Here is a 15,908-nt window from a genome sequence, read left to right as displayed (position 1 = left end):
GAACAGGAGAGATCGGGTGACATCGGGTGGGGACGGCGTACGGCTTATCGGCGGCCGCTACCAGCTGGGCAATCGGCTGGGACGAGGCGGTATGGGCACGGTCTGGCGCGCGTACGACCAGATGCTGGCGCGCGAGGTCGCTGCCAAGGAGCTGAACGTCGCGAGCGACGACCACGAGTACCACCGACGGCTGCGCCGGGCGCTGCGAGAGGCACGTACCGTCGCCCGGGTGCACCACCCGCATGTGGTGGGCGTCCATGACCTGGTCGAACACGACGACCGGCTGTGGATCGTGATGGAGCTGATCGACGGCCCCTCCCTGGCCCGCCGGATCGCGGACGACGGCCCCCTCACGCCCCGCCACACCGCCGCCCTCGGGCTGCAGCTGCTCGGCGCGCTGGAGGCCGTGCACGCCGCCGGGGCGCTGCACCGCGACGTCAAGCCCGCCAACGTCCTGCTGCGCCGGGACGGCGGCGCCGTCCTCACCGACTTCGGCATCGCCGCCCTGGAAGACGACGAGTCGCTCACCACCACCGGTGAACTCCTCGGCTCCATCGGCTACATGGCGCCCGAGCGGCTGACCGCGGAGGAGGTGGGCCCGCCGTCGGACCTGTGGTCGCTGGGCGCGACCCTGTCCGCGGTCGCCTCCGGCGTACCGCCCTTCCAGCGCCCCACCGGGGCCGCCGCGCTGCACGCGGTCACCTTCGCGGATCCGGTCATCCCGGAACGGGTCGGCCCCCTGCGGCCCGTCGTCGAGGCCCTGCTGAACAAGTCCCCGGGCGAGCGGCCGTCCGCCGCCACGGTCGGGGCCGCGCTGCGGCGCGTGGCGGACGGCGCGGAGGACCCGGGCCCACTGCCCCCGGCGGGAGCCCCGGGCGACTTCCCGGGAACCCCCACGGACGCGGCGGCCACCTCCACGAACGTGGCGGACCCCGCGACGCTGACCGCGACGCCCACGGTGACCGCGACCCCCGATCCGACAGCACCCCACACCCTCACCGGATCGCCCACCCTCGCCGGGAACCCCACCCTGGACCGGGAACCGACCGTCATCGACCAGGCGGCCGGGTCGCCACCCCCTCGACCGCGCGGCCGGGGCCGGGCCCGGACCTGGTGGTGGACGGCGGGCGCGGCACTCGCGGTGGCCGCCCTCGCCACCGCCCTCTTCTTCACCTTTGGGCCCCCGTCCGACGGCGACGGCGCTGGCGACGGCGACGCGGCGCGGCCTCCCGCCACCACCACCAGCAAGGTGACCGTGGACGCGGCCCGCGGCTGGCAGTCCGCGACGAGCACCCCGGTCCAGAAGGGCGACAAGGTGTCGGTCCGCTACACCAGCGGCACCTGGACCGTGGACTCCGCCAACCTGCCCTTCGTCGGCCCGGTCGGCCACACTGCCGCCGACGACGAATCCCTCCGTTTCGCCTGGCAGAACTGCAAGGTGAACTCCGCCGTCCCCTTCGGCACCCTCCTGGGCCGCTACCCCGGAAACCCCGGCAACCCCCACGCCGTACGCCGCGCCTGGCACTTCCAGGCCACCCGTCCGGGCACCCTGCAGCTCCGCGTCAACGACGGCGAGGGGTGCCTCGACGACAACAAGGGAGCCCTCACCGTCACCGTGCGGATCACTCACTGACCGGGCGGCGCGGCGCGCCCCAGCACGCGGTTCCGCGAAAAACCTGGACACCGCGGGCAACGGGCAGGCTCCGCCGACGCATCCTCCCGGGCGGTCCGGACAGCAACGGCCTGGACACCAGCACGGACAGGGAGCGTCACTTGGATACGGAGAAGAGGAAGAAGTCGCTCGCACGGCGACGTGTTCTGGCCCTGACGGGCGGAGCTCTCATCGCCGCGGGGTGCACACAGGGCGAACGGCGGCCCGCCGACGAGGCCAGTCACGACCCCGAGGCAAAGACCCCCGCCGACGGGCCGGACGGCGCGCTGGGAGCGAACTTCAACGAGGACCCCGACAGCGTGACCTTCGGCGAACTGCGTGAGCTCTCCGCGAGCTGGCTCCGGGGTTTCGTTCCGATGCCCGAGGTCACGGACGACGCCTCCCACCAGCGCGCCATCGCCAAGCTCCTGGACGCCCATCGCCTCGGCCACGGCACGGTGCTCTCGCTGAAGTTCCCGTACAACCACAAGCCGATACCCCGACCGGGCAGTTCGGCCATGGACGTGGAGCTCGCCCGGGTCGACAAGGTCCTGCACACCGTCCTCGACACCGTCGACGTCCTGGCCATCGGCAACGAGCCGTTCATCGAGAGCCTTGCCCAGGACCGCCGCTCGGGCGCGCTGAACGCGTTCTACGAGACGGTCGCCGAGCACATCATCGCGTACCGGAAGAAGCACTTCGGCTCGCGCTGCCGGACCCGCCTCCACATGGGGGCGCTCAACTACCTCGACAAGCCGGACAAGCGGACGCCGGCCACCGACCGCTGGCTGTCCTTCACCCGCCGGACCCCGGAGATCGAGGGCGTGGACATCCACCCCCATGTGTCCGCGCCGGAGAAGGTACAGCCCTACCTCGACTACATCCTGCCCCGCCTCCGCGACGGCCAGAAGTTCCTGGTCACCGAGTTCTCCCTGGTCCAGCTCTGGAAGCTGCACCTGAACGACACGATCCCCGCGCGCTTCGCCCGCCGCTACCGCCTTCCGGCGGACACCCCGGTATGGAAGGTGATCAGGGAAGCCATCGAGCACCCGTTCCCCGAGGAGAAGTGGCGCGACTTCCTCGCCATGAGCCCCTGGTTCGAGAACAACAAGCACTTCCTGCGGGACCAGGTGCGCCGCTTCCGCGACACCGGACGCCTCGCCGTGGCCACGTACGGAGTCACCCAAGGCGCCGCCATGACCCGGGACTTCGGCCCGGACAAGCACCCCTGGCTGCTGAACAGCCTCTACGCCAACCGCACCGTGGAGCGGGCCGATGACGGCTCACCGGCCCACAACTACGGCTTCTTCGACGACTTCCGCGCCCTCCAGCGGCCCCAGGACCACCGCCCGGCGCGGAACTGATCTCCCTCCGGGTCTCCCCTGTGCGTCACGCGGGAAGCGCGTTCAGCCAGTCGACCAGCAGCCGATTGACCTCTTCCGGGCGCTCCTGCTGGATCCAGTGGCCGCAGTCCTCGAGGACGTGCGAGCCGACGAGCCCGGGCAGCGTGCTCGGGTACGCCTTGATCGCGTCGCCCATCCAGGCGGTCGAGGCGTCCAGGGCGCCGCCGACGAACAGCGACGGCTGGGTGATGGGCGCGCCGTCGTACTCGGCCAGGTCCTCCCAGTCCCGGTCCATGTTGCGGTAGCGGTTCAGCCCTCCGCTCAGCCCGGTCCGCTCGAACTCACCGGCGTAGACATCCAGATCCCCCTCGCTCAGCCAGGCGGGCAGCCGCCCGGCGGGGAACCGCTCGCGCATCGTCCCGCCGCGCGTGATGAAGTGCGGGTCGGGCAGACCGGGCCCGGGCATGGTGTCGCCGGACAGCGCGGCGTAGATCCCCGCGAGCCAGCCGCGCACCTCCGGCTCGATCTCCGCCTCGGCCCGGCCCGGCTCCTGGAAGTAGGAGACGTAGAACTCCTCGTCCCCGCCCATCCCGGTGAAGATCTCGGAGGGCCGGGGGCCGCCGCGCGGGGTGTACGGCACGCTCAGCAGCCCGACCGCCCGGAACACATCCGGGTGCGACAGGGCGGAATTGGCGGCGATGGGCGAGCCCCAGTCGTGCCCGATCACCACGGCGGACTCCTCGCCGAGCGCCTCCACCACGGCGACGTTGTCCGCCACCAGCTCCCGCATCCGGTACGCGTCCACCGCCCCGGGCCGGGACGAGCGGCCGTACCCACGGACATCGACGGCGGCCACCCGGTACCCGGCCGCGGCCAGCGCGGGCAACTGGTGGCGCCATGAGTACCAGGACTCCGGAAAGCCGTGGACGAGCAGCACCAGCGGCCCGGTGCCCTGCTCCACCAGGTGGATCCGCCCGGCGGGTGAGGGCACCAGACGGTGGGTGAGGTCGGTGGTGGGCGGCGTCTGCGGCATGGTTCCCTCCCGGGTCGCGCTCGGCGTTCTCTGCGGCGGCCGATGGGTCCGAGGTTGCCGTGCCGTCCGTGGCTCGGACCACACCTGTTGCCAGTTCGGCAAATTCACTCCGGCCGCTCGCCGACGCGCCAGATGTGCGGGTTCACGACGTTACTTCCAGAATTGATCCCACGGTGAGTCTTCTCGTGGAGGTGAGGGCCGTGGCGACCTACATCACGCTGCTGAACTGGACCGAGCAGGGAGTGCGCGCCTACAAGGACACCACGCAGCGCACCGAGGACTTCGCCGCGGCGCTGGCCAAGCTCGGGGCGCGGCTCGTGGACACCTACTGGACGGACGGTCCTTACGACCTCGTGTGCATCGTCGAGGCCCCGGACGACGAGACCGCGACCGCGGCGTCGCTGCAGCTCAGCGCGTTGGGCAATGTCCGCACCACGACCCTGCGGGCCTTCGGACGGGAGGATATGGACCGCATCGTCGCCAAGGTCGCCGGCTGAGGCGGTGCGCACAGCAGGAGCGGTGCGCGGACGAAGACCGGTCCAGGAGGGGAGCCCTCCTGGACCAGCGCCGTGCCGCGGTGCGGTGAGGTGTCAGTCCTGGTGGACGACGTTCCTGCCCGGGCCCCCGGACAGGGTGTCCGTGCCGGGGCCGCCGTATGGCCTGGCCCGGAAAAGCCGGGCCAGGCCACCGAACCGACAACGACCTGGTGCTACTTCGTAGCGGGGCCGGACAGCTCCTTGCCGAAGGCGGCGTCGTTCGCCGGGGAGCCGAGATCGCCCGGCCCGATGAGGGCGGAGCCCTCGGCGGTGAGCCCGTCGGCGCCCGCGTACAGCAGGGCCACCGCGCCCGCGCCCTCGGTCCGGTTCGGGACCCCGACGGCCAGGTCGGGCTTGCCGTCGCCGTTGTAGTCGGCCGGCGAGATGGCGTCGCCGAACCAGTCGCCGCCCGTCATGTCGCCGGGGACGCCCTCGGTGTCGAGGGAGAAGGTCTGCGCCCCCGCGTCGGTCAGCCAGTCCTTGGTGCCCTTGAGCACCGTGATGGCACCGGCGTCGTTGTAGCCCCCGGGGGCCTCGGCGTCCGTGTCGCTGACGACGAGGTCGTCATGGCCGTCACCGTTGATGTCGGTGAGCCGGGCGGCGATGCCGTTCTGGGCCTTGCCCGTCCAGTTCACCGGGGTGCCGAGCCCCCCGGCGGTGCCCGGGTACGTCCGCAGGCGCGCGTCGTCCGGACCGTCCGTGAAGCCGGTGTCCGTGACGACGTCGTCCTTACCGTCGCCGTTGATGTCACCCACCACGGCCCGGTACGAGGCGAACGGCAGCGGCACGTCCTCGCCCAGCGAGGTGCTCTTCAGCCCCCTGGACGAGCCGGGCAGCACGCCGAGCGTGCCCTCGTCGGCGGGGTCGTCCTGGTAGGCGACGGTGACCAGGTCGGCGAACCCGTCCCCGTTGATGTCGCCGGAGGACAGGTGCTCTGTGCCCGCTCCGCCGCCGGGCGGGGTGACGCTGGTCATCTTCGGGGTGGCCGTCTCGCGCAGGTTCGCCGCGCCGTTCACGACCTGGACCTCGGTGCCGTCGGAGATGGCGATGTCGTCGCGGCCGTCGTGGTTGTAGTCGCCCACGGCGATCCTGTCGCCGAACAGCGCGTAGGCGGTGGCCTTGGGCGCGTGGAAGGCGATGGCGTCGCTGGAGAGGCCGTCCTTCGAGCCGAAGACGACCGTGACCGAACCGGCCCGCTTGGCGCTGCCGATGGCCTCGTAGTTCGCGGCGATGATCAGGTCGCCGTACCCGTCCCCGTCCACATCGCCGCGCACCACGGCCGAGCCGAAGTGGTCCCCGGCCTCGGGGGTCCCGGGAATCCCCGGGCTGGCCTGCGACAACGTGCCGTGCCGCCCGGTGTCGACCCCGGCCTTCGCCCCATAGGTCACACCCACGTAGCCCGACTTGGACTTCCCCGAAACGGTCCCGTCGGGCGCGCCCACGCCGAGGTCGGCATAGCCGTCGCCGTCGATATCGCCTGGTGTGGTCTTCCCTGCCGCGGCAGCCGTGGGGGAGGGCTGCTTCTGGTCGGTCCCGTCGCCGTTCGACACCACGGCGCCGGCCCCGGCGGCCACGGCGGCGGTCACGACGGCACCCACCGCCACGCCCACCACACCTCGGGTTCTATTGCGCACAAATCCTCCATGAGTAACGCATCGGTCGCCCTTGTGCCCCGACCGCCATCTGTCTCCCCCGGCGGCCGGAACGGAAGGGTCATGGAAGGAGAGCTGTCCGGAAGCTGAACGGTTGCATAATCAAAGGAAAACGAGACAGGGCCGTAATCAACGCTGGGCGCGGCTAACTCCGCTGCGGAACAGGGGACTTGAGGTCAAAGGCGGAGAAGCCGGACGCATGGCGGACGGCCGCCGCCGCCCGCGCCAACGAGATGCCCCGGCCGCGTCCGCCAAGGTCTGTCACTGACCGTGAGGACCCCCATGTCCCCCGGCCCGCGTGCGCCCCGCCCCGTACCGTCGCAATCTGGACGCATGAGCCGTCGGCGCCCGGCGAAAGGGGCCCCGTCGACCATGCCGAGGGCTCTCCCACCCCAGCCGGCCCACCCTGGAGGTCTCGCCATGTCGAGCAAGGAGTCGATGGCAGGCAGCGCCGAGAGCCAAGCGCGCTTGGCGGCGCTGAGCTCGGCGATCACCGTGCTGCAGTCGGCGAAACCGCCGTTCGTGCCGGAGGGCGCGGAGGGGATGACGATCCGCGTCGACTACCCTCCCGGCGACCCTGGCCTCCCCCCGCACCGGCACTCGGGCCCCGCTTTCGGCTACGTGCTGGAGGGCGAGATGCTCTTCGAGCTGGAAGGCGAGCCGGAGCGAGTGATCAGGGCGGGGGAGACGTTCTGGGAGCCGGGCGGCGACGTCATCCACTACCAGGACGGGAACAACCGGACGGACTCCTGGAGCCGCTTCGTCGTCACCATGTTGTGCGCGCCGGGCCGGCCCATGCTCACCCTGGTCGACGACGAGGAACTGGCCCGGCGCCAACACCTCCGGGCTCCCCGCCCGGGCGCGTGATCTCCCCCGACGCCGAAGCCGGACGTGAACCCGGGCGTCTGAGCCCTCGACGACTGCCGTCCCCACCAGCTCCTCAGTCGGCGCGGCCCGTCGCCGCCACGGTCACGCCCAGGCCGATCATCGCGAGGCCGCCCGCCCCGCCGACCATCGACAGACGCCGGTCCGAGCGGGCGAACCAGGAACGGGCCGCGGAGGCACCCAGGCCCCAGAGGGTGTCCGTGATGAGTCCGATGGTGATCGGGACCAGGCCCAGCACCATCATCTGCAGGGGCAGGTGGCCCGCCGAGTGGTTGACGAACTGCGGTAGCACCGCCGCGAAGAAGACGATGCCCTTCGGGTTCGTGACGCCGACGAAAATGCCGTCCAGGATCGTCCGCAGATCACCGCGCTGCGCACGGGCCGGGGCCGCCATGTCCGTCACGCGCATGTCCCCGCGGCGCCGGAACGCCTGCGCGCCCAGATAGACCAGATACGCCGCGCCTGCCAGCTTCACGCCCGTGAACACCGCCGCCGAGCTTGCCACCAGCGCGCCGAGGCCCCACGCCACGGCGATCACGAGCAGGTAGGAGCCGACGACGTTGCCGAGGACCGTCTCCAGGGCCGTGCGACGGCCGTATGCGAGGGCCCGGCCGACCACGAACAGCACACTCGGCCCCGGAATCACGATCACCAGTAGCGACATCGCCGCGAACGCGAGAACGCTCTCCGTGGACACCATATGTCCGTCCCTCCTGGACCGGCTCAGTACAGGAGGCATTCAAACAGAAGCCGGAACGTCCGCTCCAGACCCATCCGCGTCCCGGTATCTCGACGGCCACTGCCCCCGCACGCAGATCGCCCTAATTCACCCCGGCGGCGAGTTCGCCGAAAAGGCGGTTCGCCGTGGGCGAGTTGAATTGGCGTTCCAGTTCCGCTCGGGCGATCTGCTTGCGGAACTCTCCTTCGTAGGAAGCGTCACCGGCGTTGTGCATGACCTCAGTGATCCATGCCGCGTATGCCTGGTAGTTCCAGACATGGCGCAGACAGGTCTCCGAGTAGCCGGTGAGCAAGGCCGGATCGTCCTTCTGGATCCGGTCGATGACGGCGCGGGCGAACACTTCGGCGTCGTGGAGGGCGAGGTTGATTCCCTTCGCGCTCATCGGGGGGACAATGTGCGCCGCGTCTCCGAGCAGGTACAGCCTGCCGTGGCTCATGGGGCTGTACACCACACTCCGGAGCGGCAGGATTTGCTTGTGGATGACCGGGCCGGTCGCCACGGGGGTGCCGAAACGAGCTTCCAGCTCGCTCCAGACGCGCTCGTCCGGCCACTGCTCAAGGGTGTCGTCGGGCGCGCACTGGAGATAGAGACGACTGGCCGTCGTGCCACGGGGGATGATTCCCGCCAGGCCGCGGGAATGGATCGCCATGGCCGCGGGATCCGGCGTCACGTCGGCCAGGACGCTCAGCCAGGCGTACCCATAGTCGTAGGAGTAGCGAGTAAGGGCGTCGGCGGGGATGGATTCCCTGCTGACCCCGTGGTAGCCGTCGCAGCCGGCGATGTAGTCGCAGTTGATGACCCGTGACGCGCCGGCGGCGTCCCGGTAGCGGACTCGCGGCCGCGCGCCGCCGATGTCGTCCAGGGAGATGCCGACGGACTCGTAACGAAGGTCTCCGCCGTCCCGCAGGAAAGCGTCCGTGAGGTTCCGGACGAGGACCTGCTGAGGGCAGAACACCATATCCTTGATGTCGCCGTCTTCGTCCTCGAAGAAGTCGTGCGCGAACTCTTCTCCGTCCATCCGGAAGCTTATCTCCTCTTCCGGGGCGCCGGAACTCTCCACGACCTCTTCGAGCCCCCACGCGCGGAACATACGCACCCCGCGGCTGTCGATGGTCCCGGCCCGCTGCCGCCGCTCGACGTATTCGCGGCTGCGCTTTTCGAGAACGACGCAACCGATGCCGTTGCGCAACAGGAAATTGCCGAGCGTCAGTCCGGCGACCCCGGCCCCTACGATGACGACGGCGGTGTCCTCGCCTGTTTCGGACATGTGTTTCCGAGCCTCCTTGAAGAAAGTGGTGGTCGAACACGCCGGAGCAGCATGAACCGGAGTCGATACGACTGTGTCGCCCGGGTGGTGCGGCGTGCCGATCACCACTGTGGACCCGACCGTGGTCGCCGCCCACTGATGAATGGACACCGAATGCCGGAAAGCCGCCAACTTGGTGTTGCCCGAACTCCGCGGGGGCGCTTCCTTCGAACGCTGGGGCTGGTGCGGCTACTTCGCGTCGTCGCGCAGATCTGCCTGATAGCGGCCCGGGGTCTGCCCGACGACCTCGGTGAACGCCTCGATGAAGCTCGAGGGGTTGGACCACCCGCACTCCGTCGCGGTGTCGGTGACGGACCGGCCGTTGGTGAGGTGGACCAAGGCGTGGTGGATGCGCAGGATGGTGCGCCAGCGGTGGAAGCTCATCCCCAGCTCGGTGTGGAACAGGCGGCTCAGCGTGCGGTCGCTCGCCCCCACGGCCCGCCCCAGCTCGGTCAGGGTCGTGGTCCGGCCGGGATCGGCGTGCAGGAGGTCGGTGACGGCACGCAGCCGGTCGTCGCGGGGTTCGGGCAGGTGCAGGGACTGCTCGGGGGTCGTGGTGAGCTCGTCGATCACCACCGCGCGCAGCCGTTCGTAGGCGCCGGGCCGGACCTCCCGCCGATCGGTCAGCGCCAGGAGCGCCTCTCGCAGCAGGGGGCTCACCGCGAACACGCTGGGGTGTGCCACGAGCGCGTCGCACAGGTCGGCCGGGATGACGACCAGGCGGACGTCGGTCCTGCCGTAGAAGCGATGGGAGTGGTCGAATCCGGGCGGCGTCCACGTCACCCGGTTGGCCGGGGCGACCCAGGTCCCGCGTTCGGTCGTGGTGGCCAGGGCGCCGGCGGCCGCGTACACCAACTGGCCCTGGGGGTGGGAGTGGGTGTCGAGGCGGTAGCCGTGCGGGAGCCAGCCTCCTCCGCTACGAGGTGAGGTCTTCCGTGGCGTCGTCGGGGGCGGTGGGCAAGGCTGGCGGGTTTCCGGCATCGACCGTCAGCTTACCGCCGGCACGACACCCGCGGTCCGCCACGTCCGGGTGGCGGTCCTTCCCGAGCAGGGAGGCTATGAGGACGGCGCCGAGCGCGAGGAGGGCGGCGGCGATGGAGAGCGCGTAGGAGAAGCCGTCCGCCGCGGCATGCCGTGCGCCGTCCGCCGCGGCCAGGGCGTTGCCGTCGACGACGCCTACTGGGTTCTGCCACCCACACGGGCGCTGTGGCTGCCCGCGGGGATCGTTCACCGGACCGGCGCGACCGCGACGCGGTGCTGTGCGGCCTCTACTTCGCTGCTGGCCCACTTGATCGCCTACCCGGACCGGAACGACCTGTCCGACGACGCTCGGCTGCGGGCCGAGGGAGTCGTACGGGATCTGCCGCGCCCGTTGCCGAGCACGCCCATCAATGTGCCGACCCCGGCCGACGACCGCGTACGCGCCGTCACCGAGGCGCTGCTCGCCGACCCCGCGGACCCCCGCGGCCTGGAGGCGCACGCACGGTCCGTGGGAGTGAGCCGACGCACTCTCACCCGGCTGTTCCCGCGCGACACCGGCATGACCTTGGACCGCTGGCGCACCCATGCTCGACTGCGCGCGGCACTGTCCCTCCTCGCGGAGGGCCGGCCCGTCTCCCGGGTCGCGCACACCGTGGGCTATGCGACGCCGAGCGCGTTCCTCGCGGCGTTCCGGCGAACCGTCGGCACCTCCCCGGGGCGCTACCTGAGCGGCGACACCTCGTTGATGTCGGACCCGGATGTCAGACCAGGTGACGGGAGCCTCGGGGCCTCACTGTGCCTCCGATATACCCCCGGGGGGTTATTATCGCCGTGGGTCCCGGGAGTGAGTCCCGGGCGCGCTGAGAGCTGAGCGAGATGCGGCACGATGAACGTTGAGGGATTCGTCGCGGACGGGTACGACGCGGTGCGCCAGGTCTTCCAACGGCTGGTGGACAACGGTCTGGAGACCGGGGCAGGGGTATCGGTCTGGCGGGAGGGCCGCGAGGTCGTCCGGCTGAACGCGGGGTGGGCGGATGCGGGGAGGAGCCGTCCCTGGCGTGGCGACACCCTGGTCCAGCCCTACTCGCTGTCGAAGTCGTTCGTCACGCTCGCCGCCCTGACCGCGGTCAGGGCGGGTGCGCTGGCACTGGACGAGCCGATCGCCGGGTATTGGAGCGCGTACGGGGCCCGGGGCAAGGAGCGGACCACTCTCCGCCATGTGCTCACGCACCGGGCGGGCCAGCCGCGTTTCGCTCGCGAAGCGGCAGGCTTCGACCTGCTGGATGACGGCGGGCTGCGGGAAAGCCTGGCGCGAGCGGCGCCGGAGTACCTTCCCGGGACCTCGCTCGGGGAACATGCGTTGACCTACGGTCACTTGGTCGACGGCATCCTGCGGGCGAGCGCCGGTGCGACGCTGGGGGAGATGTTCAACGATGTGGTACGGCCCGCCCTGGGGCTCGACGCGTGGTTCGGAGTGCCGGATGAGGCCCTGGACCGTGTCGCCGACTTGGAATACGCGGACCCGAACTGGCCACGGCAACTCCACGCCGCGCCGTGGCTGCGGACCCCGGTCGGGGTGCTGGACGTGGAGCGGGTCAACTCCCGGGCCTGGCGGCAGTCCGTCTTCGGGGCGGTCAACCTGCACACGACCGCGACCGCCATGGCTGAGTTCTTCTCCCGGCTCACCAGCGAGGACGGGCCGGTACGCGAACTGCTGGGGCCCCGGTTGCACACTGAGCTCCTCGCCTCCCAAGTCACCGGTTACGACGAGGTCTTCGGTACCGAGATCACCTGGACGCTGGGTTTCGTACGTGACAAGGGGAAGATCGCCAAGGGTGGGATCGGCGGCTCGGCCGCCTGGTGGTCCCTCCGGCACGGCCATGCCTGCGCTTACCTGACGCGCCGATTGGACGACCATTCCCGGGCCGCAGAAATCGCCGCGGCGCTGGGTGACGACCTGACCGTGGTGGGCGAAGACTCAGGTGGCTGAGCCCCGTCCGGTGCGCCGGGAGTCGCGGGCCTGAGTCATACAAGGCCCATTCCCCATGCTGCGCGGGAACTTGGCGCGAAGTCTCAGGTCTTTCTCGGGCGCTTACGCATCGGTGCTAGTGTCACGGCATGGTTACGGCCTGGTCTCCCTCCGTTACGTCGTGGTGCCGCCCGTCGCGGCGGACGCTGCGTGTGCTGTGGGTGGCGGCGCTTCTGCTCGGGCTTGTGTATACGCATGTCGTGAGCGCGGAAGGCGTAGCCGGGCATCTCGCGTTCGGTGCGGTGGATCAGGGCGCGACCGTGAGCCAGGGCGACACCGGGACAGCGTCCGTCGCCGCTGAGAAGATGTCCCACGGCGGGGTCGAGTCACGGGCCGATCACCACCACGGCGACCATGACTCCTCTCACCCGGCACATGAGTGTCTGATGGCTCAGCCGCAGCACGGCTCCGGATGGGTGGCCCCTTGCTCGGCGATGTTCAGCCGGGCATCGACACCTCTTGCCGTGCCCTCGGGGATGACCGGCCTGGTCCAGTTGGTTTCGGACGGATGTCCGTCGACAGACTCCGCTGCCTGCGTGGTTCTGCGGATCTAGGCACACCCTCGTACCGCCGCCCGGTCGGCGTATGCCCGCCATACGCCCGGCCCGGCTCGGTGCCGCGTGTTCGCCGTGCCCCTGATCTCCCGGTCGCTGATGTCGCACGCGGTTCGGGGACATGGGGGCGCTGAGCGCTGAACCCTGCCCTGCCGGTCTCTGCCCACCGCCCATCCCCGCTCGCACCGGGGGCGGTGGCCCCATGCGGAGGAACTGTTGCCGTTACCTCGCCACGTCCGCCCTGCTCTCTTACCGGGGTCTCCTTGGCATCGCTGCCTCATCGCCGTCGTGTTGTGCGGGTTGCTGCTGGCCGTGCTGGACTGTGCCGGTCCACATGAGGAGTCAGACCATCGGAGCTCATCGGTACCCATCGCGTCCGGGGGGTCCGCGCAGGCGGCATCGCCCGCGCACTCGGACACCGAGGCGGTACCCAGCACGAAGTCCTGCGTTCCACGCGGACTTGCCGGCCTGTCCGTACCGCGGCCACCGGCGCCCTCACGTGAGCTGGTACCGGCCGTCGGCGTAGCTCCGGCATTCGCCATGGCCCTCTTCCGCGCCGTGGCACGCCCTGTGCGAGAGACCAGCAGCAGAGTAGTGGCCGGGAGTTCCAGGCTGTCCGTCGTCTGCCGGTGGCGCATCTAGGCCGTGCCCGCCACCGCCGTCATGCCGGCGTAACCGAGCGAGCGGCCCCGGATCCGGGAAGCGCGCTACAGGTCCCGCCGGGACGCGATCAGACGACCCGACAGCTTTTCACGCTCTGAAAAGAAGGCGGAAAGATGCACTCCTCGACCACTGCCGACACCGGTCCGCTGACCGCCAGGTCCGCCCTTTCCGGGCTGGTCGGCAACACCCCGCTCCTGCGAGTGTCCGAGCCCCTCGTCCCGGCGGGACGAGGCTTCTGGGCCAAGCTCGAGGGCTTCAACCCCGGTGGCATCAAGGACCGCCCCGGCCTGCACATGGTCCAACGGGCCCGGGCCCGCGGTGACCTGCGGCCCGGCGGCCGGATCATCGAGTCCACCAGCGGCACCCTGGGGCTGGGACTCGCCCTGGCGGGCATGGTCTACCACCACCCGGTCACCCTGGTCACCGATCCGGGACTGGAGTTGTCCATGACCCGGTTGCTGACCGCGTTCGGCGCCCAGGTCAATGTCGTCTCCGAGCCCCATCCGACCGGCGGCTGGCAGCAGGCCCGCCGTGACCGCGTCCAGCGACTGCTGGACCAGCACCCGGGCTCATGGTGCCCGGACCAGTACAACAACCCCGACAACGTCGCCGCGTACACCCCGCTCGCGCTCGAGCTGGCCCGCGAACTCGGCCATATCGACGTGCTGGTGTGCAGCGTCGGCACCGGCGGACACTCTGCCGGGGTCTCCCGGGTCCTGCGACAGCTCTACCCCGAGTTGACGGTCGTCGGAGTCGACACCGTCGGATCGACGATCTTCGGTCAACCCGCCAGGCCCCGCCTGATGCGGGGGCTGGGATCCAGCATCTACCCCCGCAACGTCGCCTACGACCAGTTCTCGGAAGTGCACTGGGTAGCCCCCGCGGAAGCCGTGTGGACCTGCCGCCAACTGGCCGCGTCCCACTACGCCACCGGCGGATGGAGCGTCGGAGCGGTTGCCCTGGTGGCGGGCTGGCTCGTCCGGACCATGCCCGCGGAGGCCCGGATCGTGGCGATCTTCCCCGATGGACCGCAACGCTACCTGGGGACGGTCTACGACGACGACTACTGCGCCGCCCACGGTCTGCTCGGCTCACCCCCCGCACCCGAACCCGACCTGATCGGCCGCCTGGACGAAAAGGAGGTACACCGCTGGACCCGGTGCACCACCGTGGCCGACCCCCTCACCCTCAAGGACGCCACGGAGGACCCCGACGAGGAGGTGGCGTAGTGAAGTCGCTGTTCACACAGGCGCGTTCCTACGAGCGCAGTGTCCAGCTGTTGATGGTCAACCAGTTCACCATCAACCTGGGTTTCTACATGCTCATGCCTTACCTGGCCGCCCACCTGTCCGGCACTCTGGGACTGGCGGGCTGGCTCGTCGGACTCATTCTGGGCGTGCGCAACTTCAGCCAGCAGGGCATGTTCCTGGTCGGTGGCACGCTGGCGGACCGGCTCGGCTACAAGCCGCTGATCATCGCCGGATGCGTGCTGCGCACCGTCGGATTCGCCGCTCTGGGGCTCGTGGACTCCCTGCCCGCGCTCCTCGCCGCCTCGGCGGCCACGGGGCTGGCCGGTGCCCTGTTCAACCCCGCGGTACGGGCGTACCTCGCGGCAGACGCGGGAGAGCGCCGGGTGGAGGCGTTCGCACTGTTCAACATCTTCTACCAGGCGGGAATCCTGCTCGGCCCGCTGGTGGGCATGGTGCTGACCGGCATCGACTTCCGCGTCACCTGCTTGGTCGCGGCAGCGGTCTTCGCCCTGCTCAGCGTCGTACAGATCCGCGCGCTGCCGCCCCGCAGGGGCGACAACACCAAAGAGTGCCAGGACACAGGGGCCGAAAGTGTGCTGTCGCAGTGGCGAGGGGTGGTGGCCAACCGGCCCTTCCTGCTCTTCTCGGTCGCCATGATCGGCTCGTATGTCCTGTCGTTCCAGGTCTATCTGGCCCTGCCACTGGAAGTGCGCCGCCTCGGCGGCGAGGGTGAGTCCGGGACGGTGGCGGTGGCATTGCTGTTCGCCGTCTCGGGACTGAGCACCATCCTGGGGCAGACGAAGGTCACCGCCTGGTGCAAGGCCCGGATGGAGCCGGGGCGGGCGCTGACCTGGGGGCTGCTCTCGATGGGCGTGGCGTTCGCACCGCTGCTGCTCGCGACCGCCGTGCCGGTACCGGACGGTGGCGTGGCCCGCTGGCTGCTCGCGGCCGTCCCGCCCGCGCTCTCGGCATTGCTGCTCGCGCTGGGGACGATGATCGCCTATCCGTTCGAGATGGACACCATCGTCCGGCTCTCGGGGAACCGGCTCGTGGCCACCCACTACGGGCTGTACAACACCATCTGCGGCGTCGGCATCACCCTGGGCAACCTGCTCACCGGTGCGGCGCTGGACGCTGCCCGGGCGGCCGGGATGTCCGCGCTGCCGTGGCTCGCGCTGCTGGCACTGGGCCTGGCCTGTGCCGCGGCTCTGTACGGGTTGTACCGCACCGGCCGCCTCGCGGCCGTGCAGGCGCCCGAGGCACAGCCCGCGTCCGCCTGACGGGCC

13 protein-coding genes and 1 pseudogene are annotated in these 15,908 nt (G+C 70.5%); 8 read left to right on the top strand and 6 right to left on the bottom strand.

All coding sequences use genetic code 11. The features are described from left to right. Window positions 1–16 precede the first annotated feature (16 nt). Window positions 17–1,633 carry a serine/threonine-protein kinase gene (locus ACZ6TD_RS20550; protein ID WP_471356043.1) on the top strand — a complete coding sequence of 539 codons (1,617 nt, stop codon included), beginning with the start codon at window positions 17–19 and terminating at the stop codon, window positions 1,631–1,633. Between the two features lie 140 nt (window positions 1,634–1,773). After that, window positions 1,774–3,015 (top strand): hypothetical protein, encoded by a 1,242-nt coding sequence (locus ACZ6TD_RS20545; RefSeq protein WP_471356041.1) that lies wholly within the window; start codon window positions 1,774–1,776, stop codon window positions 3,013–3,015. A 25-nt stretch (window positions 3,016–3,040) separates the two neighbouring features. Here the strand turns inward: ACZ6TD_RS20545 and ACZ6TD_RS20540 are convergent, their stop codons facing one another. Beyond that, window positions 3,041–4,027, bottom strand: a complete 987-nt coding sequence (locus ACZ6TD_RS20540) for an alpha/beta fold hydrolase (protein ID WP_471356039.1) — start codon at window positions 4,025–4,027, stop codon at window positions 3,041–3,043. Window positions 4,028–4,227: 200 nt separating this feature from the next. Between ACZ6TD_RS20540 and ACZ6TD_RS20535 the strand changes: the two genes are divergently transcribed. Next, the gene (locus tag ACZ6TD_RS20535; protein ID WP_471356037.1) at window positions 4,228–4,524 is read left to right on the top strand and encodes a GYD domain-containing protein; all 297 of its coding nucleotides are present in this window, start codon (window positions 4,228–4,230) and stop codon (window positions 4,522–4,524) included. Between the two features lie 212 nt (window positions 4,525–4,736). On the opposite strand, the gene ACZ6TD_RS20530 is transcribed toward ACZ6TD_RS20535, so the two are convergent. After that, a complete protein-coding gene (locus tag ACZ6TD_RS20530; RefSeq protein ID WP_471356034.1) occupies window positions 4,737–6,197 on the bottom strand; it encodes an FG-GAP and VCBS repeat-containing protein in 1,461 nt (486 codons plus the stop codon). 456 nt (window positions 6,198–6,653) lie between these two features. Between ACZ6TD_RS20530 and ACZ6TD_RS20525 the strand changes: the two genes are divergently transcribed. After that, window positions 6,654–7,082 carry a cupin domain-containing protein gene (locus ACZ6TD_RS20525; RefSeq protein WP_471357914.1) on the top strand — a complete coding sequence of 143 codons (429 nt, stop codon included), beginning with the start codon at window positions 6,654–6,656 and terminating at the stop codon, window positions 7,080–7,082. A 73-nt stretch (window positions 7,083–7,155) separates the two neighbouring features. On the opposite strand, the gene ACZ6TD_RS20520 is transcribed toward ACZ6TD_RS20525, so the two are convergent. From ACZ6TD_RS20520 to ACZ6TD_RS20505, 4 genes are all read right to left on the bottom strand, one after another. Continuing rightward, a complete protein-coding gene (locus ACZ6TD_RS20520) occupies window positions 7,156–7,800 on the bottom strand; it encodes a LysE family translocator (RefSeq protein WP_471356031.1) in 645 nt (214 codons plus the stop codon). Between the two features lie 121 nt (window positions 7,801–7,921). After that, on the bottom strand, window positions 7,922–9,106 hold the full coding sequence (locus tag ACZ6TD_RS20515) for a 4-hydroxybenzoate 3-monooxygenase (RefSeq protein ID WP_471356028.1): 1,185 nt from the start codon (window positions 9,104–9,106) through the stop codon (window positions 7,922–7,924). Between the two features lie 228 nt (window positions 9,107–9,334). After that, window positions 9,335–10,126 carry a helix-turn-helix domain-containing protein gene (locus tag ACZ6TD_RS20510; RefSeq protein WP_471356026.1) on the bottom strand — a complete coding sequence of 264 codons (792 nt, stop codon included), beginning with the start codon at window positions 10,124–10,126 and terminating at the stop codon, window positions 9,335–9,337. After that, on the bottom strand, window positions 10,062–10,376 hold the full coding sequence (locus ACZ6TD_RS20505) for a hypothetical protein (protein WP_471358916.1): 315 nt from the start codon (window positions 10,374–10,376) through the stop codon (window positions 10,062–10,064). The genes ACZ6TD_RS20510 and ACZ6TD_RS20505 overlap by 65 nt, the downstream gene beginning before the upstream one ends. Between ACZ6TD_RS20505 and ACZ6TD_RS20500 the strand changes: the two are divergent. From ACZ6TD_RS20500 to ACZ6TD_RS20485, 4 genes and pseudogenes are all read left to right on the top strand, one after another. Then, window positions 10,290–10,865 (top strand): annotated as a pseudogene (locus ACZ6TD_RS20500) (helix-turn-helix transcriptional regulator); the annotation flags it as partial. The gene ACZ6TD_RS20505 and the pseudogene ACZ6TD_RS20500 overlap by 87 nt on opposite strands. A 147-nt stretch (window positions 10,866–11,012) precedes the next feature. Continuing rightward, window positions 11,013–12,116 (top strand): serine hydrolase domain-containing protein, encoded by a 1,104-nt coding sequence (locus ACZ6TD_RS20495; protein ID WP_471356024.1) that lies wholly within the window; start codon window positions 11,013–11,015, stop codon window positions 12,114–12,116. A gap of 1,369 nt (window positions 12,117–13,485) precedes the next feature. Then, on the top strand, window positions 13,486–14,601 hold the full coding sequence (locus ACZ6TD_RS20490; RefSeq protein WP_471356022.1) for a PLP-dependent cysteine synthase family protein: 1,116 nt from the start codon (window positions 13,486–13,488) through the stop codon (window positions 14,599–14,601). Then, complete coding sequence (locus tag ACZ6TD_RS20485; protein ID WP_471356019.1) at window positions 14,601–15,902, top strand: MFS transporter; 1,302 nt, start codon at window positions 14,601–14,603, stop codon at window positions 15,900–15,902. Before ACZ6TD_RS20490 ends, ACZ6TD_RS20485 begins: the two co-directional genes overlap by 1 nt. Window positions 15,903–15,908 lie beyond the last annotated feature (6 nt).

The sequence above is a fragment of the Streptomyces yongxingensis genome (assembly GCF_055597465.1).
This window is presented reverse-complemented; position numbering and strand designations above follow the sequence as displayed.

Bases quoted from the DNA above. Each gene is read 5' to 3' on its own strand.
- ACZ6TD_RS20540 (WP_471356039.1), bottom strand. From the start codon at position 4,027: ATGCCGCAGACGCCGCCCACCACCGACCTCACCCACCGTCTGGTGCCC.
- ACZ6TD_RS20515 (WP_471356028.1), bottom strand. From the start codon at position 9,106: ATGTCCGAAACAGGCGAGGACACCGCCGTCGTCATCGTAGGGGCCGGG.
- ACZ6TD_RS20525 (WP_471357914.1), top strand. From the start codon at position 6,654: ATGGCAGGCAGCGCCGAGAGCCAAGCGCGCTTGGCGGCGCTGAGCTCG.
- ACZ6TD_RS20490 (WP_471356022.1), top strand. From the start codon at position 13,486: ATGCACTCCTCGACCACTGCCGACACCGGTCCGCTGACCGCCAGGTCC.
- ACZ6TD_RS20520 (WP_471356031.1), bottom strand. From the start codon at position 7,800: ATGGTGTCCACGGAGAGCGTTCTCGCGTTCGCGGCGATGTCGCTACTG.
- ACZ6TD_RS20495 (WP_471356024.1), top strand. From the start codon at position 11,013: ATGAACGTTGAGGGATTCGTCGCGGACGGGTACGACGCGGTGCGCCAG.
- ACZ6TD_RS20510 (WP_471356026.1), bottom strand. From the start codon at position 10,126: ATGCCGGAAACCCGCCAGCCTTGCCCACCGCCCCCGACGACGCCACGG.